A 19,509-nucleotide genomic window follows, 5' to 3' on the forward strand; every position below is an offset into this window, starting at 1 on the left:
TGTCGATGGCTCCGCCGACTGCGGTCCTCGACGCCCCCACCGTCGACACCGAGGCCGTCACCGATGACGACTTCGTGCTCGACATGCGGGTGATCGAGTCCGCCACGCCGCTGGTCGTCATGGCCTGCAGCACGAGCGACGGCTGCGGAGAGACCTGCAGCACCAGCGCGTGCAGCACCTCGTCCTACGACCCGGCCTGATCGCGCCCTTGCCGTAGCTGAACCCTCCAGCCGCCGGAGCCCGCGTTGCTTCGCGGGCTCCGGCGGCCCGGTCCCACCTCACCCTGCAGGAGGCGTCGTATGCGGCCCGAGCGCACCGGATACCAGCCGGTCGGTCCGGTGCTGGTCCGGGCCAGCACTGATCCTGGCGACCTCGGCCCCGAGCCTGGGGCGGACCTCGTCGACCCTGGGGCGATCAAGCGGGATTCTCTCGTCTGGCTGGCCGAACAGTGGACCCGGCCCGACGTTCGGGAAGCAATCTCGATGGCCAGCCCCGCCCTTGCCGCTCGTGTTGACCAGCTCCTTGTCTCCGGCGCACGTGACGCCACGGCCGCCGCCGTTCGCCGCGCCGTGCTAGCCACAGCCTCCTACCTCCTGCGATGGCAGCGGCGGACGACGCCCTTCGGCTTGTTCGCCGCCGTCACGACGGCGACGGTCGGCCCGGCGTCCGGGAAGATTGGGGATCGGCACCGGGCTATCGCCCGGGTCGACGGTGAATGGCTCACGCTCGTCGTGGACAGTCTCGAAGGGTGCCGCGCGCTGCGGCCCCGGCTGTCAGTGGTGGCCGACAACGCTAGGTTCGTGCGCGACGGTCGAGTCATCGTCGCCGCGCGGCCTCAGCCTGGCCAGCGTTCGCCCGGACTGCCCCGTGAGACGTCCACCAGAGATACCCGGCCCGTGCGGTTGACCCTCACGCACGCGGCCCGGCCGATCCGATTTGATCAGCTCGTCGCGCGGATCGCGGACGAGGTGCCCCGCGTCGCTATGGGCACGATCGCGGCCATGGTGCACGGCCTGGTCGATGGCGGTTTCCTCATCACCGGCCTTCGCCCGCCGATGACGGCCGTGGACGGCCTCGCCCATGTCATCGCTACGCTAGAGGCTGAAGGGGCGGCCGAGTTGAGCGAGGTAGCCCCCACTTTGGATCAGCTCAAATCGGTCCATGAGCAGTTGACGCGGCACAACACGCTGGCAGATCCCTCGGAGGCGACGCGGATCCGTGCTGCGCTGACCGAGTCGATGGCCGCGCTGGCGCCCGCCGCAGAGCATCAGCTTGCCGTTGACCTGCGGCTCGACGCCCAGATCAGCGTTCCGCCTCAGGTACTAGACGAGGCGGTACTCGCCGCAGAGGTGTTGCTGCGCGTGACCACGCAGCCGTTCGGTTCAGTCGCCTGGTTGGACTACCACGCCCGGTTCCGTGACCGCTACGGGCCGGGTGCGCTGGTGCCGGTCCGTGAGCTGGTCGCGGACTCCGGCCTGGGGTACCCGACCGGATTCCTCGGCGCACCGCGCGCACGTCCGGCCTGGCGGACGCTGACCGAACGCGATGTGCGTCTCGGGGCGATGATCCAGAAGGCGGTTCTCAGCGGTGCCGATGAGATCCGCCTGACCGACAGCGATATCGCCGCGCTGACCGTCGGCGACCATGCTTCGGCCGTCCCACCTCCCCGAGTCGAGCTGGGGTTCGCCGTGCATGCGGCCACGACCGAGGCACTGGACGATGGGGACTTCGAGTTGCGGGTGGCGGCAGCGCCCCGGACGCCGACCAGCATGGCCGGGCGGTTCGCGTACCTGCTCGACCCGCCCGAGCGAGCCCAGGCCATCAGGTCCTTCACCGCTGACGAGCGCGGCCCTGGCGAAGCGTTGGCGGTCCAGATATCGTTCCCGCCCCGCCGGACGCACAACCAGAATGTCACCCGCGTCGGCACGTTCCTGCCCGATGTGCTGTCCCTGTCCGAGCATCCAGACGGCCCGGTGATCGATGTGGACGACCTCGCGGTCACCGTCGACAGCGAGCAGATGTACCTCGTCCACCAGCCCACCGGCCGCCGCGTCGTCCCGCACATCCCGCACGCTCTCGACACCGTGGTGCAGACCCCGCCTCTGGCACGGTTCCTCGCTGAAGTCGCCGACGCCCGCAGCGCCGTCTTCGGGCCGTTCGACCACGGCGCAGCCGCACGCAACCTGCCCTACATTCCCCGTATCCGGTACCGCCGGATCATCCTGGCCCCGGCACGCTGGCTGCTAAACGCCGCCGACCTCACCCCTGACAACGCCGGCCAGGCCGACGCGACCGAGGCCCGGTGGGAGGCGTCCCTCGCCTCGTGGCGGCGGCAGTGGCGCGTGCCTGCGCGGGTCGTGGTCTGCCACGGCGAGCTACGCCTTCCCCTGGACCTCGATCGGCCGTTCGACCGTGCCCTCCTGCGTACCCGCCTCGCCCGCGCGGATCGGCTCGAACTCCGCGAAGACGCCCCTGCCCGCGGCTACGGGTGGACCGGAGGTCGCCCGGCCGAGTTCCTCGTCCCACTCGCCTTGACCACTGCGCCGATCCGACGCACGCCGGTCACCCACCCGCCAGGCGACACGCTGTGGCCTGGAGCGTCTACCGTCGTTCACGCCCAGTGGATCGGCAACCCGGCCCGCGCCGACCAGTTGCTCACCGCCCACCTGCCGAGGCTGGCCGACAACCTCGCCGGCCTCGGCGTGGAACGCTGGTGGATCAGGCGGCACCGCGACACGATCAGGCTTGAAGCCGACCAGCACATATCCCTGTTCCTGCGCCTCAGCGAACCCGGCGCCTACATACCCGTGTGCGCGGTCCTGGCTGGTTTCGCCGCCGGCTTGGAGGCTCGCGGACTGCCCGCCGAACTCATCCTCGCCCCGTACCGCCAGCACCTTGCCCGCTACGGTCACGGCCCCGCAGTCCAGGCCGCCGAGGAGGTCTTCGCCACCGACACCGCCGCCGCCATCACGCAGCTGCGGACCGCCGAGCAGGCGGGCATACCCGCGCAAGCGCTCGCGGCTGCGTCCATGGCGCGGCTCGCCGCAGCTTTCGCCCCCGACCACGAGACCGGGTACCGGGCGTTGTTGGCCTGCCTTCACGGGGCGGCCACACCTGCGGAGCGCACGCTTTCCGACCTGGCCCGTCAACTGGCCGAGCCCACCGGCGACTACCGAAACCTGCGGACCATGCCCGGCGGGGGTGCTGTCGCGGACGCCTGGCAGGCACGTGACGTCGCTTTGCGTGCCTACCACGATTGCCTGCTGCCACAGCGCGACCCCGCGAGCGTCCTGCGGACCCTCCTGCACGAACACCACATGCGCGCGGTCGGCGTCGACCCGGACTTCGAGCGCAAGACCAACCACGCCGCGCGAGCGGCGGCAATGCGCTGCCTGGCCCAGGCAGGTGCCCGGTGACGGACACCAACGAGGTCGACAGCGACGCGGACTGGCAGTCGCTCGCCACCAGCATGGTCGGCGTCGCCGTCCTCGCAATCGAGCGAGCGTCCAACGGCACCAGCGACTGGACGGCCGTGCACCACCTCGTCAGGCGAGCCGCGAGCAGCCCGGTCGACGCGGGCAGGCACACGGGCCTGTACTACGGAGCACCAGCCATCCTGTTCATGCTCAACGCGGCCACCTCCGATGGCCGGGACCGGTACACCACTGCCCGGCAGAACCTCACCCACCACGTACGGCGGCTCGTACGCGAACGCCTGACCGCCACAGACGAACGGCTCCGACACGGCCGGCACGCGACGTTCGCCGAGTACGACCTCTTCTCCGGCCTCATCGGCATCGGCGCCCTACTCCTGCGGGACCTGCCCGACAGCGACGAACTCAGCGACCTGCTCAGGCACGTCGTACGGCTGACCGAGCCCCGCAGCGACGACGGACAGCAACTCCCCGGCTGGTGGGTAGACCACGATCCTGACCCACTCCTGCCCACCCCCGGCGGCCACGCCAACCTCGGCATGGCCCACGGCGCCGCCGGACTGCTCTCCCTGCTCGCCCTCGCTACCCGAGCAGACCGGCAGGTCGACGGCCAGACGGAGGCGACCGAGCGCCTGTGCGCCTGGTTCGACCGATGGCGGCAAGAGACACCGCACGGTCCGTGGTGGCCCCAATGGCTCACCCGTGACGAACTGCTCACCGGCCGCCCGATCCAGAAAGGTCCGGGGAGGCCGTCATGGTGCTACGGGGCACCTGGCATCGCCCGCGCACTGCAACTCGCCGCCATCGCCACCCATCACACCGCCCGTCAGGTCGCAGCCGAAGCTGCCCTAGCAGCGTGCCTTCGCAGCCCTCAGGTCGACCGCCTCACCGAGCCCGGGATCTGCCACGGCCTAGCCGGACTCCACGCCACCGCACACCGCGCAGCCACGGATGCCCGAACCCCGGACATCGCCACACAGCTTCCCGCCCTCGCCGAACGCCTCACCCACAGCGAGCCCGGCCTCAACCACGCCGGATTCCTGACCGGCCGCACCGGCTGGTCCCTCGCGATGCAGACCGTGCACCTGAGCACGCAACCCCGAACCAAGTGGGACGCATGCCTACTGATCACCTGACCATCAACCCATACCGCATGGCCGCCCTCGTCGAGGCCACCATCTCGGGAACCTCAGCGGAGGCAACCGCGGCCGAGACAGGCATCGACGTGAACGACCTCGCCGACGCGGTGCAGACCTACAAAGCCGCCGGGCTCGCCGCCCTGCAACGCCAGCACGCCAGCATCTGGTACCACGCACTCATCAGGCCCCACGACTGGACCACCGCCGAAGCCCTGTTCCGGGTCGAGATCGCCCCACACCTGGACCGGCTCGACGGAGAGGGAACCCCATGGTGGTTCCTGCGCAAACACCCGTACTGGCGGATCAGGGTCCGCACCACCGACCACGACGCCGCCAGCACACTCCTCGACGAACTCGCCACCACCGGCGTGATCGCCGACTGGCGGCCAGGCATCTACGAGCCCGAGACAGCCGCGTTCGGTGGAGACACGCCCATGGCCATCGTGCACGAACTGTTCTGCGCCGACAGCCGAGGCATGCTCCACTACACCGGAGCCGACCCCCATTCGACCGGTCGCCGGGAACTGTCCCTACTGCACATCCGGGCACTCCAACACAGCGCGGGACTCGACTGGTTCGAGGCAGCGGACGTGTTCGATCAGGTAGCCCAGATGCGACCCACCCCTCCGACCGCCGACGCGACCCGGGTCCAACGACTCGCCGACCAGATGCGACCCCTGCTCGCCCTCCCGGCCGACGCCCGCACGGCGTTGTTCGCCCCCGATGGCCCACTCACCCCGGCCAACGACTGGCACCTGGCCTTCATACGAGCCGGCGAGCAGTACGCCGAAGCAGCCCGCGCGGGCCACCTCCGCCGTGGCGCCCGAGCCGCCCTCGCCCAGATCGTGATCTTCCACTGGAACCGACTCGACCTGCCCGCCCACACCCAAGCAATCCTCGCCCGCGCCGCGACCGCCGCCATCCTGCCCGGGAGCTGAGCCATGTACCACGCCACCATCGCCGCCGCCGTACGCCGCTTCCCGCTCCTCGGCCGCCCACGCCCCGACTGCCCACCCCTACCCCTACGCATCCAAGAGATCACCGATGCGGCCAACACCGCCACCCACAAGGGCGAACACGGAATCGCCGACGCCGCGCACGCCCTCAACAAGGCCGCCCTCATCGCCAGCGACGCCGGAATGCCAGAACTCGCCCGCCAACTCTGCTGGCAACACATCGACACCTACCGCCGCCTGACCAGACCGCTCACCACCCTCGAAGCCCACTACATGCTCGAACCCGTCCTCAACCTGGCCCGCCTGCAGATCCGCGCCGACCAGGGAACACCAGCACTACGACTCATCGAGGCCATGTACCAGGCGGTCACCCACCGCACCGACCTCACCATCGGCGATCACACCTTGCCCACCGCCAACCTCACCGGCGACCGAGACGAACGCCGCAAGCTGCGACAGTGGGTATGGCTCCAACTCGTCAGCGAAGGCATCCGCATCCTGGCGCTCGGCCACCGATGGCGAGACGCCGCCGACCACGCCCGTATCCACAACGGCATGGGCGACCACCTGATGGAAGGCAGGCAGGCAACCATCATCGCCTCGTGCATTCAGGGCAACCCGCACCAAGGCCGCGCAGTACTCGCAGCCAGCTCAGTCACTGAACCGTGGGAGCATCAGATCGCCGCCTGCCTCGAACTGATATGCGCAGGCCCAGGCAGCCCTCGCGCGATCGATTGCCTATCCACCGCCGTGGAGCGACTCACCATCCCCATAGCCGCATCCAACTACGCGTCCTACCGAGCACGTCTCGGGCTCACCGTCGCCATCCTCGCCAGCGCCATCGAGCCGGAAGTGGCAACCCACGTCCTCCACCAGACCGCGCAACAGGCAATTGAGACCGACGACGGCTACGCCGCCCGCGACGTCCTCGGCTTCCACGAGCCCTTGGCCGGCATCACCCGAGACCAGTACGCCCACCTACGCCGTATCGCAGCCAACGCGGGCCTCGGGGTCGGAGAACTGCCCGCAGCAGTGACCTACAAGATCACTACCACAGCGACGACAGCTGTGAAGGTCCTAGACACGGTGCTTCAGGCGCGGTCTCAGGCGAGTCCCCTTACGAAGCCGATCCCCACGTAGATCGACGGCACCCATCGTCGACTCGGCCGCGCCGTGTTCCGCACCCGCCTTCCTGGCCTGCTTCGGGCAGGAGCAACGCGCGCTGCTGCGAACCGGCCTGCTCGCCGCCGACGAGCAGGCCGATCTCTGTAGACACGCCTGGATCGCGATGTCGGAGCTGGACGCGCTGCCGGACAGGCCGCCATGGGACTACCGATAGGCTGAGTTACCACCCCTGGAACTCCATCTGGTCCAAGAAGGGCGACGGTGCCTCGTCATCCGGAAACGGTGGTCACACCGAACGCGCTGCTCGCCCGCGCACGTAGACAACTGTCGTCGCCGCAGCGAACCGGGCAGCGCCTGTCCCGGTCCGAACTGGCTGACGCCGTCAACGCTGCGCTCGACCGGCTTTATCAGGGCCGAAACCTCGGCGCTCTGTACGTCGACAACCGATGGATCGGCAAGCTGGAGCGCGGTGAACACCGCTGGCCCAGCCCCGAGCGGCGCGCGGCCCTGCGCCACGTCTTGGGTGCTGGTAACGATGCCGAACTCGGCCTATACAGCCCACGACGTACGGCTACAACGAATCCGGTCACCCGCAGCGGCGTCTCTGTGCGCGACAGGGGTTGTTGGGACACGTCCCCAGCAGGTATCGACAACCTCAAGATCAACAACGAGGCGGACGGTGTCCGAGCACTGGATCCGGTCAGCGATCTGACCACTGCGCTATGGGGGGTACTCAGCCCTGCCTGACCCGGAACGTTCCCGACTGAGCGTCGCTTTCTTCGATTGGGCTCGAACCCTCCTTAACACATGAACATTCAAAACCGGCCCATGATCAACACCGGCGGCTCAGGCGATCGACCGTCGAAGGTCCCCACTTCACCGCCCGATCGCACCACCCGCCACAATTCAGGTCGCGACAACGACCAGTTAGTTAGGATGGCCATGACGAATGGCCGCACTCCTGGCTACTTGCCGCCTTCGTCATAGTAATGCCGCAGCATGTCGCCAGTCCATCTCGGTTCGCGAATTTCACCGCGCGGACCCATGGCACTGAACCAGGGCTTGATGTCGATAACGGGCGTACCATCGACAGCATCGAGATCCTCGACGTGCAGGTCGAGCCCATCGACAGCGAGGAGCTTGCAGCGGGAGACACCGAGCCAATTGAGGCGGCGCATGTTGCGGTGGCCGAAAATGCCGACCGGCGGCCACTCCGGGTTGTCCCGTGGCCGGCGTGCGCCAAGGTGCAGGTCTGTGGGATCCGTGAGGTGGAACCGGAAAACCACTTCGAGGTGAGAGAAGTCCTCCAGTCCAGCGGTTGCGTCGGGTGCGAATCTTTCCGAATCGATCCGGATTACTGATCGAGTGCCGCCCCAATAGTCATCGGTTGGCTCCATGCGGCCACCGACGACGACAGCGAGGGTCAGGATGTCGAACCTCTGGGAATCCACGCAGCGTTCCTCTCTGCAGTTCATGCGGTGGTGAGGTAGATTGCCGCTCGTTCGTCTATGCGGCGAACGGCTGGAACGTGGTGGAGCCATGGCCGCAGGGCCATTTGGATATTTGCTGCGGTTTGCCGTGTACGACCGGACCGGACGCCTGACATGGCGTCGAGGGCTGCGGCCCAAGTGTCACCGGCCTGCTCTATCTCGCCCGTCTCAGCGTAGATCGTGCCGAGATATCCGAGGGTGACGGCGTGGGTGCGAGCGAAATGGCTGGCCTGTCGCAGGTGTACGCTTCGCTGAAACTGGTCTCGGGCACCGCTGTAGTCACCGAGCAGATGAAGTGTCCGGGCGGTTTCATGCGCGAGCGCGGCCTCGGTGAAGAAGAACACTCGCGTCGGTTCGTCGTCACCGACCTCGGCGGCTCGGAGGTCGTTCTCGGCGCGGATGAGGGCACCGGCTGCTACCTGGGGACTGCCTGCTGCGGCGAGTGCGCGAGCGTGGACGACACCGATCAGGGCGCGTTCACGCGGACTTGCGGCAGCGTAGCGGGGTGTGTCTATAGCTGCGGTGGCGAGCTCCAGCGCCTGCTGCGGTTGGGAAAGGTCAAGGGCTTGGTGGGCCAGAGCACGGAGAATGTGTCCGGTGAGGGCATGGTCATCGGCTTCGCGTGCCAAGCGTGCCGCGAGGCTGAGGTACCGGCGGGCGGCGGCATGGTCCGAGTCATCAAAAGCCATCCAACCGGTAAGGTAGGCCACTTCTGCCGCAGCGGACAGCAGTCGACGCCGGGTGCGCTCGTCGCTGTCGGCGGCGAGTAGTCCGACGACGTCGGTGTGCAGGTATTGGGTCACCGCGGCTCGTCCGTGACCACCGCCGCGCCGTTGATCGGCCCGAGAGAACATCTGGGCCATCTCGCGGACAGCGTCGGCGTCGTCACTGGTCGCACGGCGGGCTGCCGGCCGTGCCGGCCTGCTGGCGTCGTAAGCGAGGATCCCGACGGCAGTGGAGGCAGCCGCTCGTAGCAGATGCCGCCGAAGTGAGTCCACGTCCACGCTCCCGAGATCGCCCAATGGGTCCAGGGTATCGATCTCGGAGCTGCCGCTGGTTGGCCCATCCCTGCCGTCTGCGAGTACCGACTCGGTGCGCCGTGGGCTGTAGAGGCCGATTTCCGCGTCTGTAGCACCGAGGACGTGTCGTAGGGCGGCACGGCGTTCCGCGCTGGGCCACCGGTGTTCGCCGCGCTCAAGCTTGCCGACCCAGCGGGCATCCACGTACTGGGCGGTCATGTCCCGGGCGGCGTAGAGCCGATCAAGGGCGGCGTTGACCGCATCGGCCAGCTCAGCACGGGACAGGCACTGGGCCGGCCGCATAGGTGATGGGAAGCGCCGACGGGCATCACTGAGCCGGATATTTGGTGTGATCACCGCGTCCTGGCGTCGGGGCATCGGCTCCTCCCTTCACGACGCTCAATCGAACGCCGTCGCCACGACAGACGTACAACCGCGATTGCTTGAGCGATGCCAGCTTATCGGTCAATTCAAGGCGGCTTCGTCCCCACGGCCCCGTCTGCGTTGACGCTTCGGGTGCGCAGTTCGGCGGTCCGGAGTCCCACTGCCCGTCAAACCGTCGCACCCACGCTCGCTTTGTCCCGATCTGACCGGCCGAAGTTGGCGGACGGCTTGTTCGCGCGTTCACTCCGTTCACCGCGGCACGCCAACTGGGGTGGGCGTGGCTGGTCGTATGACGCCCCAACTCCCAACCGCTGACACGCCTAGTGCCAGCCTTGCGGCTCCGGAAACCTACCTGCGGTGTCGGCTCTCAGGTCAGTAGTCGCTGGTAGACCGCGCGATCCTTGCCCGGTCCTTTGAACGCGGTGATCACGTCGATGTCGTTGACCCGCCGGTCGCCGGGCATGTTGGTGAATCCCATCGACAGCCAGGCCGAGTGCGCGGTGGTGTTGTCCGGCTCGGAGGTGAGGTACAGGCGCCGGCATCCCCAGCCGGCGGCGCGGTCGGCCACCACGGTAAGCAACGCGCGGGCGATTCCACGGCCCCGGGCGTCGGGGTGGGTCATGACGTCCTGCACGTAGACATCGTCGGGCTGGTCCTGGCCGCGCAGAGCGATCACCGCACCGCGTACCCGGCCATCCGCGTCCACGGCCAGCGGGCACGTGCTTGAGAACAGGTTCGCGTAGAGCCAGTAGTCGGACAGGTCCCGCGCTCGGATGTAGGGGGCGCCCAGGGCCATCAGCTCGCGGACCGCCGCAAGGTGGTCGACTGTCAGCGCGGTGATGATCATCGCGGTGCCTGACGGATCAGGTCGGCGGCATGGCCTCGCAGGCGGGCCAGCGCGGTGAGGCGGTGTGTCTTCTGCGCGTTGTCGGGCAGCGGGGCATGGAGGCGGACCTCCCTGGCGATGAGCAGGGCCAGGTTGACCGCGAACCCGACGGTGAGGTCGTGGCCGTGGACCCGGCCGCTGATCGCCCGTGCGAGGGTCGGGCTGGCCGGTGCGCCGATGGTGTAGAGCAGGGCAAGGTCGTAGCCGGGAAGATATCGGCCGCAGTGTTCGAAGTCGATGATCGCGCAGCGGCCGTCGGCCAGCAGCAGGTTGGCCGGTAACGGGTCGCCGTGCGCGACCTGCCGGGTGTCGCCGCTGGCGTCCACGAGCTGGTGCAGCGCTGCCCTGCCGGCGTCGTCGAGCTGGCCGGCGGCGTGCTCGGCGTCGACGCGACCGTGGTAGTCGGCGATCGGCTCCGGCAGCGGCGGGTGCGGCAGCCACGCGGCCACCGCATCGAGCGTATCCAGCACGACCTCGACGGATCGGCCGTTCACATCGCCGGTCAGGTGTCGCTCGTCGGCCAGCCGGGCGCCCGGCACGCGCGTGAGGACGGTGAGCCGCACATCGGCGTACCGCAGCCGGGGCGTGACCACCGGGGGTGGGTCTGCGGCGATGCGCCGGTAGACACCAAGTTCATGCTCGCGGCGGCCGATCCAGTACGGATCGTCGGTGGTGAGCAGCTTGACCACCACCGGCTCACCGTCGCGGGACCCGGCGGCCACGATCGCCTTGTCCGTGTGATGCAGCAGCCCTTCGACCATGATCCCGACCCGGGCAGCGTGCTGGCGCAGCGCCGACCAAGCGTCAGGGTCGGTTGGCGCGAACATGGTCTGGGATGCGGAGAAGGACATCAAGTCATCCTGCCCGCCGACGGCGTCACGGCCAACGGCGGCGCGCCAGCCCGAACTGGCGACGGCGCACCTTCGTCACCAGTTGTCGCGCAGGCCAATGACCGTGCCGGGAGAAGAAGAGTGACATCGGACAGCGGTCTTCTTGGCGGGAGGCTCACCAGCAGGCGGGCCGAGACCTCGGATTCCTCGCTGCCGGGCGGCACCGCCACGGCGCCCCGGCGCGCATGACCGCCGCGCCGAGTACGACGCACGGTCAATTGCCATCTGCCGAGGGCACGGACGAACGGAGCAGAGGACACCAATGATCTGCCTCTCGGTCCTGCCTTCGCAGCCCGGTCGTGCTTCGGGCCACGCACGGTGCTATTCCGGCGCCTGGGGCTTGAGCAACGCTGCCGTGCTGACCGGTGCGACGGTGGTTGTCGGGGTACAAGCTCGTCTACATAGGCGCGTACGGCTAGGTGTGCAGAGCTTTGTCGTACCCGATGCATGGACAAATGATCAACAAGTTGGAGGCCCCAGCCGAGGTGCCTGCAGACCTTGCAGAGGCAGCCGGGACCGGCGTGCTTCTGGCAGCGGGCCGTGAGCATGGAGGAGCTTCGGCGCGTAGCCGCAGCCAGGCGCTGTCATCGGTAGCAAGCCGACCCGCTGGAGCTCATCCGTCGGATCGCGACGCTGGTCGACGGGGTGGAGTCGGTGGCATGCGCGACGACGATAGCCACAGGCCGGTTGCACGTCGGTGACTGGACCTGGACGATCCACCTGTGCGCGTGGATCGGCATCGGCGCGCCTCGCAAGGCCGATACGAGGCTGCTCGGGCAACACCTGGCACGGCTACACCTGGCAGTATCCCCAGTTGCTGTTATCCGAGGCCAGGCGCAGGACCAGCCGGCGGATCGACCGGATCGTTCGTGGCCGTCCGGCCTGGTGGGGCCTACGCCGCGCGTACGCCAGGGATGTTGTCGGAGGGGTCGCCGGTCAACGCTCGGAAGTCGGGCCACTGCGCTGGGGTCACCCTGTGGCGTGCAAGCACGTCCGTAGGGGTGATCCGGCGCCGGGCCGGATCGAGGATGGTAACGCTGGGCGCGGCGAGTTGCAGCAGGTCCCGGTCGCCGGTGTAGCAGGTGACCGTGCGGCCACTGTCGACCGCAGCGCGGGCGAGCGTGGCGAGCACGTCGTCACCTTCGTGGTCGTCGAGCTCGAGCCAGGCGATCCCGGCCACGTCGAGGCCGTCCTTGACCATCGGCAGCGATCGGATCGCGCTGTGGTCGGCGTCGGCCCGGTCGGCTTTATAGCCAGCGTCTCGGGTTTGCCGGGTGGCGGCGGCGTTCTCCCCGTCGAACACCACGACGATCTCATGATCGGGCGCCATTTCCAGGTGGGTTTTGCGCAGGATCGCGAGGAATCCGAACACGCCGGTCAAGTCGCGGTCGCCGTCGCGGGAACTGATGCGCCGTTGCGAGAATCCCCACCAGGAGCGGTAGAGCAAGTGGTGGCCATCGACGGTCAGCAACGGTGTCACAGGGTTCCCCTCCGGTGGGCGCGGCACATCATCGCCGGTGACCGGGGCGGATGGGTGCCCACCGTTCCTCTCTCGGGACGGGGACGGGTGTCGAGCCTACCGGGTTGGATCCGGTGTCGGGGTGAAGGCACGGGCGAGTGTCTCGGCGTATGCGGTGACGACGTCTCGCTCGCGCATGACCCTGTGGTAGGCGCCTGCACCTGTCAGGTGGAAGCGGCCCGGCTAGCCTCGCAGCGCGTGCTTCGAGCCTGTGAACCCCAAAACACGCGGGCGGCGGATCCTCGCTCGACGGTGGCGCGGGCGGTAGCGTCGCCACGGTCTCAGCTGGATGTCCGTTCTAGTGCTGGAGGTTCGATGGATCGCACCGATGGGCCACGGATAATCGTCGAGGATCTCGCGTCGCGGGTTGTGCCGCTCGATCCGCGTGAGCGGCAGGATCAGGCTGACATTGTGGCTTGGGTGCGCTCCGGCGCGCCGCTGTTTCGGACTGTTCCTCCAACAACGCCGCCGCAGCATTTGGCCGTTTACTTCGCTCTTTTTGATGAGGCTAGACGGGCTTTAATGATGGTGGACCATGTGAAGGCAGGCTGCTGGCTGTTGCCCGGCGGCCACGTAGACGACGGTGAGGATCCGCGGACAACGGTGGTACGTGAGGCGCGTGAGGAGCTCGGCATCGATGTCCGGTTCCACGGAGGGCTGGGTGATCAGCCCTTCTTCCTGTCGGTGACGCAGACTCGGGGACAGCACAGCCATACCGATGTGACCTTCTGGTTCGTGTTGCACGGTGACCGTGCGGAGGCGATGACGCCTGATCCTGGTGAGTTCCGAGGTACCGCCTGGTTCGACCTGGATGAGCCGGTTGACTGGTCCGCTGCTCATTTCGATCCGCACATGGCGCGGTTCGTGACGAAGCTGAGCGCGGCGCTGGTCACGAGCGCATCAGCGCGCTGATCTCGTCGTCGCGTGGCAAGGGTTCATCGAGGGATCGGGTGCACCAGAGGCTGCCGCTGGCGCATGCGTAGGCGAGGCTGCTGACGGGATCGTCGCCGCGGGCGCGGCTGTGGATCAAAGCTGCGGAGAACGCCGCTCCCGCGCCTTGTACCTGGCGGACCGTTACCGCGATGGCTGGTGCTACCACGACGCCTGTGGTGAGGCTTGCTGCAACCGCTCCTCGGCGGCCGGCGGTGACCACGGTGAGGTCTGCGATCTGCAGGGCTTGCAGGATGGCGAGTTGTCGGTGTGCGGCGGATTCGTCGTTCTCGTCGGCGTTGGTCTGCAGCACGGCTGCTTTGTGGCCGGCGAGTGTGTTGCTGAGCCAGGGCGGTGGGGGTGAGCCGCCGAGGTTGAGGACGAGTTCCGAGCCTTGATCAAGGGCTGCTGCGATGGTGTTTCGCGGCGCGTGGCCGAGGACTTCGTAGCAGTCGATGTAGGTGATGGCGGTGGGGCCGAGGGCGGCGCCGTCCAAGGCGGCGGTGATGTTGCGCAGTCCGGAGAACCATGTGCGGTTGCCCGCTGCGTCGCAGGCGACGATGTTGACCGGCGTACGATCTGGAACCAGCTGTCCTGTCGTGCGTTGGACTCGCCATCGGCGAAGTCGCGTGTTCAGTTGCGCCCCCAGCGCGTCGTCGGCCACCTGATTGGTGGCGAGGGTGACGTCGTGGCCGAGCGCGGCGAGCAGACCGGCGACGAGCGGGCCGTCGCCTGCGATGAACTGGTCGGTGTTGAGGACCTCGACGCCGTAGTTGATGGTCGGGTATTTCTCGACGTGCAGCGTGTGGACGCCGGCAAGGTAGCTGAAGCAACCGATGGTCGCCAACGGGCGCCACTCCTTCTGGCTGGGTATGGCTTTTCGGATATCCAGGTGCCCCGGCCCAGCGTGATCTGGTGGGCGGTCGCGAGTTGCTAGCCGGTGAGGCCGGCGACCAGTTGCAGGGCTGAGTGATCGGTGAGTTCCTGCAGACGCGGAGCGTGGTCGTAGACGCACGAGGACAAAGCGCTGCTGTCGGCTAGGAGGGCATGGTCGAGGCGTTGGGACCCGAATCGCGGGCTGATCCAGCTGTGATCTGTGCCGTCGGGGTGACAGTTGCGGTAGGCGTCCTGTAGTCCGAGGTTGAGCAGGCCTCGATAGAAGGCGTAGTCGTGGTCTTCGAAGTTGGGCAGGTGTGGCCGGTGCCCGGGTTCGACGACGTTGAGATCCCCGGTGACGCACAGTCTCGGGTGGAAGATGTCCGCGAGGTACGCGGTGAACTGTTGTTGGAAGGCGCGGCGACGCTGGCTGCTGTCCGGGGTCATCCCGTTGGTCGGTGCGTATACGCCGACGAGCCGGATGGTTCCGCCGGCCGAGGAGAGGTCTACCGCAGTGATCCGTGGATCGAATCCGGGTGGCTCGACGGCGTCGAGGCGGAAGCCTTTGGCCGCGACGATTGTGTGGAAACGCTGGTCGCGCCAGCCAGGTGCGGTCTGCAGGAGGTAGCCGTGGGCGTCGAGAGTGGTGCGGATCAGGTCGCACGCCGGTCCGGCTTGGACCTCGGTGAGCACGATCGCGTTGCAGCCTGTGGCTGCGAGCCAGTCGGCGAGGCGCTGGGCGCGGCCGGGACTGGGCCTGTTGATGTTGATGGTGCATAGGCGCAGCTCAGTGTCGGCGACACGGTCGTCGACGGCGGGTTGGTCGCCGAACCCGGCGAAGAGCAGTCCCTGCATGACGTCGTCGCTCATCAGTCCTCCGTAGCCGTGGTGGTCGCGGTGGCAAGCTCTCGTACCCGGGCGATCGTCTGATCGAGCTGGTCCGAGTTCATGATCTTGCTGGCGCGGGTGGCCGGCGTCTCCTGGGCGGCGCCGTATACCCAGAACGATCCTGCCGTCTTGTCAAGGATGAGGAAACGTTCTTTGGCGGCTGGCCCGCGCAGCAGGATGGAGATGCTGTCGGCTTCGGCTTGCACGGTGTGGACGCTGGTGTGGTGCAGGGCGTAGGTCGAGCCGGGGCGTTCGACGCGTTCCATGATGGGTGTCAGCGTGTCGGGGTCGGTGTCTTCGGTGAAGTGGTCGTCGCGGCCGTAGAGGCGATGCAGGTAGCTGCCGCGAAGGATGCGGCTGGCAAAGGGCCACCGGTGGTTGTGGGGCCGGTCGAAGTAGCCAGTCCTGTACAGGTGCAGCCGAAGGCGGATCTGGTGGTCGGGGCTGTCGTAGAGGACGAGTTTGTCCATGAAGTCGTAGTCCTCGCACATCGTCCTCAGGTGTGTGTCGGTGGCGAGGTTGTCCAGCAGGGCCGTGAGTAGGCCGGGTTCGTGCGTGATCGCGTCGAAGATGCTTCCTGCGGTGTGCAGGATGGAGCCGGTGTTGTTCCAGTCGACGGTGTCCAGGGCTTGGAAGGTGGGGTGCGGGGTAGCGACGGCGGACATGGTCACTTCCTTCCGGCGGGGTTGCCCTTGCGGGTGTCGAGGACGCGCTTGAGGTGCGGGTGGAGGCGGTAGTACTGGCGGCCGGGGCCTTGGGGGGACCCTTCCGGAAGCCGTCCGGTGGCGGCGGCGTGCAGGGTCACGGCGAGTAGCAGGTCCAGTTGGGTTGCTTTGACGCGGCGGCGCAGGCTGGCGGGTGGCTCGTACGGAACAGGCGCGGTGGCGAGGATGTCGCCCTGGTCGACGGCGGGCGCGGCTAGGTGCAGGGTGCAGATGATGGGGTCGTTGTTCAGCACGGCCCAGCCGACGGCGTCCATCCCGCGGTACTGAGGAAGGGCGCCGTTGTGCGCGTTGATGACGCCGAGGCGGGCCTGGCGCAATACAGGGGTGGGCACGATCGGCATGCCGATCAACACGAGGAGGTCGGTGCGGTGAGAGCGGATGATGCCGGTGACGTCATCCCAGGTTCGCGCGGTGTGATGCCTCAAGTCGGATCGCCGCACACCAGGACGGCCGGGAGGGCCGGAGGCTGCCGGCTCGGGCGGGTACCAGGCGCTGGCGTAGGCCGAGCTGGCTGGGATTGCGTTGCTGGGAGCGTCATACCAGCAGACGGCGTCGACCGGTGACGGATGCGGCAGGTCGGAGAGGAACTGCTGTGCGCCGGCGGATCCGGCGCCGGCGAGGACCACGATGGATGGTGCCTCACCCGGCAGCGTCGGCGGTGTCTGCCAGAACGGGGCGGTGGTTGCCGTGGCCGTAGGCGGCGGGTGGTGGTTGAGCCGGCCTGTGAGGTGGTGCGTGGCGTCGCTGAGCAGGCGCGCGGTGTGGGCGAGTGACCGTGCCAGCGACGGCCATCCATCGCCGGCTGCGGTGTGCCAACGGGTCCAGACCGCGCCGATGAGTTTGCAGGCGGCGTTGAGTAATCGCAGGTCGGCGGAGGTGTGTGACAACAGAATCCACCGGTCGGCGACCGCGAGCCATACGCATGCCCGGGGTGCGCTCAGGCCGTCCAGGTTGTGCGCCACCGGTGGGTGCCAGAGTCCGCAGACCTCGAAGGCGTGCAGCAGCGCCAAGTCCGATGCACTCGGCTCCCCGATGGTGGCCGTCGTGCTCGCCGGTCCTTCCCAGTCGAGCAGGCGGCCGTCATCGATGGGCCGGTCGAGCTGCCATACCTGCTGCTCGTACGCCGCGACGTCGAACCCACGATGCTGGCTTCTCGGTATCGGACCGGGATCGGCGCGGATGCGGGCGAGGTCGGCGAGGGTGAAGTCGGCGTCGAGGTCCTGTTGTACGGGGAATCGGTGTGGCCGCATCGCGGCTGCAGGGAAGGCCGTCATGATGTCATGCCGCGACGGCGGCGCTGACCTTGGTCAGCGCGGCGAGGTAGCCGTCGACGAGCTCGTCGTCGTCGGGGTGTCCCCAGATAGGGATCTTGACGAAGGTGTCCTGGAAACGCCGCACGCCGGGCAGGTTCCTGGGACTCACCGTGACATTCCGATACGGGGCGTGGGGATCGGGCCGGGCGAACAGAGGTTCGGCGCTGATGTCGCGGGTGGAGCCCGGCACGTCGACCTCGGTCGCTCCTTCTGCGAGACAGAGCTTGACGAACTCGTTGCGGGTCACCGTGGCGTTGTCCGGACGGAACCGCAGGCCGATCACGTACAGGCCGTGCCGACCGAGCCGGTCGGGCACGACTGCGGTGGTGATGACCGGGTTGTTGGCGAGGCTGGCGGTGACGCGGCCGAGGATCTGCCGGCGGCGCTGTTCGATCTGGCTTGCCCGTTGGAGTTGATGGACGCCGATGGCGGCGGCGAGTGGATGCATGCGGTGCTTGAGGCCCATGCCGGTGTATGCGAACGGGTAGTAGTCAGCACCTGGGTCGATCTCAACTTGGCAGCGTTTGTTGTAGTGGCCGAACAACAGGGCGAGTTCGCGGTACCGGTTGTCGTTCATGGTGAGAATGCCGCCCTCACCGGTGGTGATCGCCTTCTGGTTGGTCGAGTACACCGCCATATCCGCGAGGCTGCCGACATGTTGCCCGGCCCAGGACGCGAAGTGGGCGTGGGAACAGTCCTCCAGCAGTAGCAGATCACGCGCCCGGCAGAACGCGGCGATGGCGGTCATGTCGCACGGGTTGCCCCACATGTGCGTGACGATGACCGCGCGGACGTTCGGTTGCAGCTGCGCGGCGAGAGTGTCGGCGGTGACATTGCCGTATTCGTCGGCGTCGGCGAACAGCACCTCGACGCCTTCGAACGCGAACGGTGTGGCGGTCGCGGGGAAGGTGTACGCGGGTGCGATGACGGCGTCGCCGGGGCGCAGCCCGGCGATGCGGCTCATGGCGTGGATGGCGGCGGTGCCGCTGGCGAACGACACCACGTGCGGTGCGCCGACGAACGCGGCGAACGCCTGCTCGAATTCGCCGAGCACCCCGGAGGCGTCGCGGTCCGACAGTGAGCGCCGGGTCTGCGCGAGGATGGCCTGCTCGAAGTCGGCGTCGATGGTGGGCCACTGGTAGTGCGGCCCGGGCACGTCGATCGTGGGCGGTCCGCCGTGGGCGGCGAGGATGGACACGGTTACCTCCTGCGAAGGGTCAGGACCGGCTCGTGGCCGGTCGGCGGGCGGCGGCGAGGACCGGGGTGAGGGCGGTGACGCTGTCGTCGACACTGGCGCCGGGGTCGAGCGCGACGGTGTGCCAGTCGTGGCGGGCGGCGTAGAGGCGTAGGTTGTCGAGGCCCTGCTGCTGATAGTCGATGAACGTGTCGCGGCTGAGTTCGGCGTAGCCGGCGTGCATGCCGAGCTCGGCAGGTCGGAAGCGGGCCTGCCGCCGGTCGTAGAGTGCGCCGATGTCGGCGGTCAGCAGCACCACTGCGTCCGGCATGCGGACCCGGCGGAAGATCGCCTGCAGGTCGGTGTCGGGGTAGCCCTGCAACAGCAGCTTGGAAAGGAACTTGTAGGTCCAGCCGTCGACGATCACGTCGTAGCCGGCCGCCAGCAGCGGCTGTACAACGGTGCTGGCGTGGGCGGTGAACCAGGCTGCCTGTACGCCGATCCAGAACGCGTCGGGCAGGTCGAGGGCGTCCCCGCTGTGCCAGAGCACGCTCGACAACTGCTCCATGATGCCGGCGGCGTAGCTGGAGGTCGCTGAGATCTGCCGACGGCTGACGAACACCAGCCCGTGCCCGCCTGCATCGGCGTCGTTGAGGCGGGCAACGGCGGTGGGGTAGTCGAGCTCGCCGAGTCGTTCGGCGAGGGTCGACTTGCCGACGCCGTCCGGGCCCTCCAGCGCGATGAACGTTCCCTGCATCCGT

General features: G+C 68.1%; 18 protein-coding genes. 7 read left to right on the forward strand and 11 right to left on the reverse strand.

What is annotated here, in order from left to right:
* Positions 1-5 precede the first annotated feature (5 nt).
* The 6 genes from fxlA (at position 6) to EDC02_RS39720 (ending at position 7,401) form a co-directional block, all read left to right on the forward strand.
* Positions 6-200 carry an FxLD family lanthipeptide gene (fxlA, locus tag EDC02_RS24870; RefSeq protein ID WP_233606276.1) on the forward strand — a complete coding sequence of 65 codons (195 nt, stop codon included), beginning with the start codon at positions 6-8 and terminating at the stop codon, positions 198-200.
* 99 nt (positions 201-299) lie between these two features.
* Entirely contained in the window at positions 300-3,416 is a 3,117-nt protein-coding gene (locus tag EDC02_RS24875) for a lantibiotic dehydratase (RefSeq protein WP_123604028.1), read from the forward strand.
* Positions 3,413-4,570 (forward strand): lanthionine synthetase C family protein, encoded by a 1,158-nt coding sequence (locus EDC02_RS24880; protein ID WP_123604029.1) that lies wholly within the window; start codon positions 3,413-3,415, stop codon positions 4,568-4,570. The genes EDC02_RS24875 and EDC02_RS24880 overlap by 4 nt, the downstream gene beginning before the upstream one ends.
* A complete protein-coding gene (locus EDC02_RS24885) occupies positions 4,552-5,511 on the forward strand; it encodes a thiopeptide-type bacteriocin biosynthesis protein (protein WP_233606277.1) in 960 nt (319 codons plus the stop codon). Before EDC02_RS24880 ends, EDC02_RS24885 begins: the two co-directional genes overlap by 19 nt.
* Positions 5,512-5,514: 3 nt before the next feature.
* The gene (locus tag EDC02_RS24890) at positions 5,515-6,669 is read left to right on the forward strand and encodes a hypothetical protein (RefSeq protein ID WP_123604031.1); all 1,155 of its coding nucleotides are present in this window, start codon (positions 5,515-5,517) and stop codon (positions 6,667-6,669) included.
* Between the two features lie 246 nt (positions 6,670-6,915).
* Positions 6,916-7,401, forward strand: a complete 486-nt coding sequence (locus EDC02_RS39720) for a hypothetical protein (RefSeq protein WP_148083605.1) — start codon at positions 6,916-6,918, stop codon at positions 7,399-7,401.
* Between the two features lie 218 nt (positions 7,402-7,619).
* On the opposite strand, the gene EDC02_RS24895 is transcribed toward EDC02_RS39720, so the two are convergent.
* The 5 genes from EDC02_RS24895 to EDC02_RS24920 form a co-directional block, all read right to left on the reverse strand.
* Positions 7,620-8,105, reverse strand: a complete 486-nt coding sequence (locus EDC02_RS24895; protein ID WP_233606278.1) for an SAM-dependent methyltransferase — start codon at positions 8,103-8,105, stop codon at positions 7,620-7,622.
* Between the two features lie 20 nt (positions 8,106-8,125).
* Positions 8,126-9,466: a Tat pathway signal protein gene (locus tag EDC02_RS39725; RefSeq protein WP_148083606.1), complete on the reverse strand. Its 1,341-nt coding sequence runs from the start codon at positions 9,464-9,466 to the stop codon at positions 8,126-8,128.
* 448 nt (positions 9,467-9,914) lie between these two features.
* On the reverse strand, positions 9,915-10,394 hold the full coding sequence (locus EDC02_RS24905) for a GNAT family N-acetyltransferase (protein ID WP_123604034.1): 480 nt from the start codon (positions 10,392-10,394) through the stop codon (positions 9,915-9,917).
* On the reverse strand, positions 10,391-11,284 hold the full coding sequence (locus EDC02_RS24910) for a phosphotransferase (RefSeq protein WP_123604035.1): 894 nt from the start codon (positions 11,282-11,284) through the stop codon (positions 10,391-10,393). The genes EDC02_RS24905 and EDC02_RS24910 overlap by 4 nt, the downstream gene beginning before the upstream one ends.
* 931 nt (positions 11,285-12,215) lie before the next feature.
* Positions 12,216-12,803 carry a hypothetical protein gene (locus EDC02_RS24920; RefSeq protein ID WP_158632289.1) on the reverse strand — a complete coding sequence of 196 codons (588 nt, stop codon included), beginning with the start codon at positions 12,801-12,803 and terminating at the stop codon, positions 12,216-12,218.
* A 354-nt stretch (positions 12,804-13,157) separates the two neighbouring features.
* Here EDC02_RS24920 and EDC02_RS24925 point away from each other — a divergent pair, with 354 nt between their 5' ends.
* Positions 13,158-13,754, forward strand: a complete 597-nt coding sequence (locus EDC02_RS24925; RefSeq protein ID WP_123604037.1) for an NUDIX hydrolase — start codon at positions 13,158-13,160, stop codon at positions 13,752-13,754.
* On the opposite strand, the gene EDC02_RS40400 is transcribed toward EDC02_RS24925, so the two are convergent.
* The 6 genes from EDC02_RS40400 to EDC02_RS24950 all read right to left on the reverse strand — a co-directional run bounded on the left by EDC02_RS40400 (position 13,732) and on the right by EDC02_RS24950 (position 19,505).
* Complete coding sequence (locus tag EDC02_RS40400; RefSeq protein ID WP_158632290.1) at positions 13,732-14,619, reverse strand: carbohydrate kinase family protein; 888 nt, start codon at positions 14,617-14,619, stop codon at positions 13,732-13,734. The genes EDC02_RS24925 and EDC02_RS40400 overlap by 23 nt on opposite strands.
* Before the next feature lie 86 nt (positions 14,620-14,705).
* On the reverse strand, positions 14,706-15,518 hold the full coding sequence (locus tag EDC02_RS40405) for an endonuclease (RefSeq protein WP_158632291.1): 813 nt from the start codon (positions 15,516-15,518) through the stop codon (positions 14,706-14,708).
* Entirely contained in the window at positions 15,518-16,201 is a 684-nt protein-coding gene (locus EDC02_RS24935) for a hypothetical protein (RefSeq protein ID WP_148083607.1), read from the reverse strand. The genes EDC02_RS40405 and EDC02_RS24935 overlap by 1 nt, the downstream gene beginning before the upstream one ends.
* A 2-nt stretch (positions 16,202-16,203) precedes the next feature.
* The gene (locus tag EDC02_RS24940) at positions 16,204-17,535 is read right to left on the reverse strand and encodes a formyltransferase family protein (RefSeq protein WP_123604039.1); all 1,332 of its coding nucleotides are present in this window, start codon (positions 17,533-17,535) and stop codon (positions 16,204-16,206) included.
* Positions 17,536-17,539: 4 nt separating this feature from the next.
* On the reverse strand, positions 17,540-18,772 hold the full coding sequence (locus EDC02_RS24945) for a DegT/DnrJ/EryC1/StrS aminotransferase family protein (protein ID WP_158632292.1): 1,233 nt from the start codon (positions 18,770-18,772) through the stop codon (positions 17,540-17,542).
* 19 nt (positions 18,773-18,791) lie between these two features.
* Positions 18,792-19,505 (reverse strand): hypothetical protein, encoded by a 714-nt coding sequence (locus EDC02_RS24950; RefSeq protein ID WP_148083608.1) that lies wholly within the window; start codon positions 19,503-19,505, stop codon positions 18,792-18,794.
* Positions 19,506-19,509: the final 4 nt, after the last annotated feature.

Source organism: Micromonospora sp. Llam0, from assembly GCF_003751085.1.
Taxonomy (GTDB): domain Bacteria; phylum Actinomycetota; class Actinomycetes; order Mycobacteriales; family Micromonosporaceae; genus Micromonospora_E.

What these genes read in the sequence shown, in the direction of transcription:
- fxlA (WP_233606276.1), top strand. Translation starts at nt 6, where the DNA reads ATGGCTCCGCCGACTGCGGTCCTCGACGCCCCCACCGTCGACACCGAG.
- EDC02_RS24875 (WP_123604028.1), top strand. Translation starts at nt 300, where the DNA reads ATGCGGCCCGAGCGCACCGGATACCAGCCGGTCGGTCCGGTGCTGGTC.
- EDC02_RS24885 (WP_233606277.1), top strand. Translation starts at nt 4,552, where the DNA reads ATGCCTACTGATCACCTGACCATCAACCCATACCGCATGGCCGCCCTC.
- EDC02_RS24890 (WP_123604031.1), top strand. Translation starts at nt 5,515, where the DNA reads ATGTACCACGCCACCATCGCCGCCGCCGTACGCCGCTTCCCGCTCCTC.
- EDC02_RS39725 (WP_148083606.1), bottom strand. Translation starts at nt 9,466, where the DNA reads ATGCGGCCGGCCCAGTGCCTGTCCCGTGCTGAGCTGGCCGATGCGGTC.
- EDC02_RS24905 (WP_123604034.1), bottom strand. Translation starts at nt 10,394, where the DNA reads ATGATCATCACCGCGCTGACAGTCGACCACCTTGCGGCGGTCCGCGAG.
- EDC02_RS24910 (WP_123604035.1), bottom strand. Translation starts at nt 11,284, where the DNA reads ATGTCCTTCTCCGCATCCCAGACCATGTTCGCGCCAACCGACCCTGAC.
- EDC02_RS24925 (WP_123604037.1), top strand. Translation starts at nt 13,158, where the DNA reads ATGGATCGCACCGATGGGCCACGGATAATCGTCGAGGATCTCGCGTCG.
- EDC02_RS40405 (WP_158632291.1), bottom strand. Translation starts at nt 15,518, where the DNA reads ATGAGCGACGACGTCATGCAGGGACTGCTCTTCGCCGGGTTCGGCGAC.
- EDC02_RS24935 (WP_148083607.1), bottom strand. Translation starts at nt 16,201, where the DNA reads ATGTCCGCCGTCGCTACCCCGCACCCCACCTTCCAAGCCCTGGACACC.
- EDC02_RS24940 (WP_123604039.1), bottom strand. Translation starts at nt 17,535, where the DNA reads ATGACGGCCTTCCCTGCAGCCGCGATGCGGCCACACCGATTCCCCGTA.
- EDC02_RS24950 (WP_148083608.1), bottom strand. Translation starts at nt 19,505, where the DNA reads ATGCAGGGAACGTTCATCGCGCTGGAGGGCCCGGACGGCGTCGGCAAG.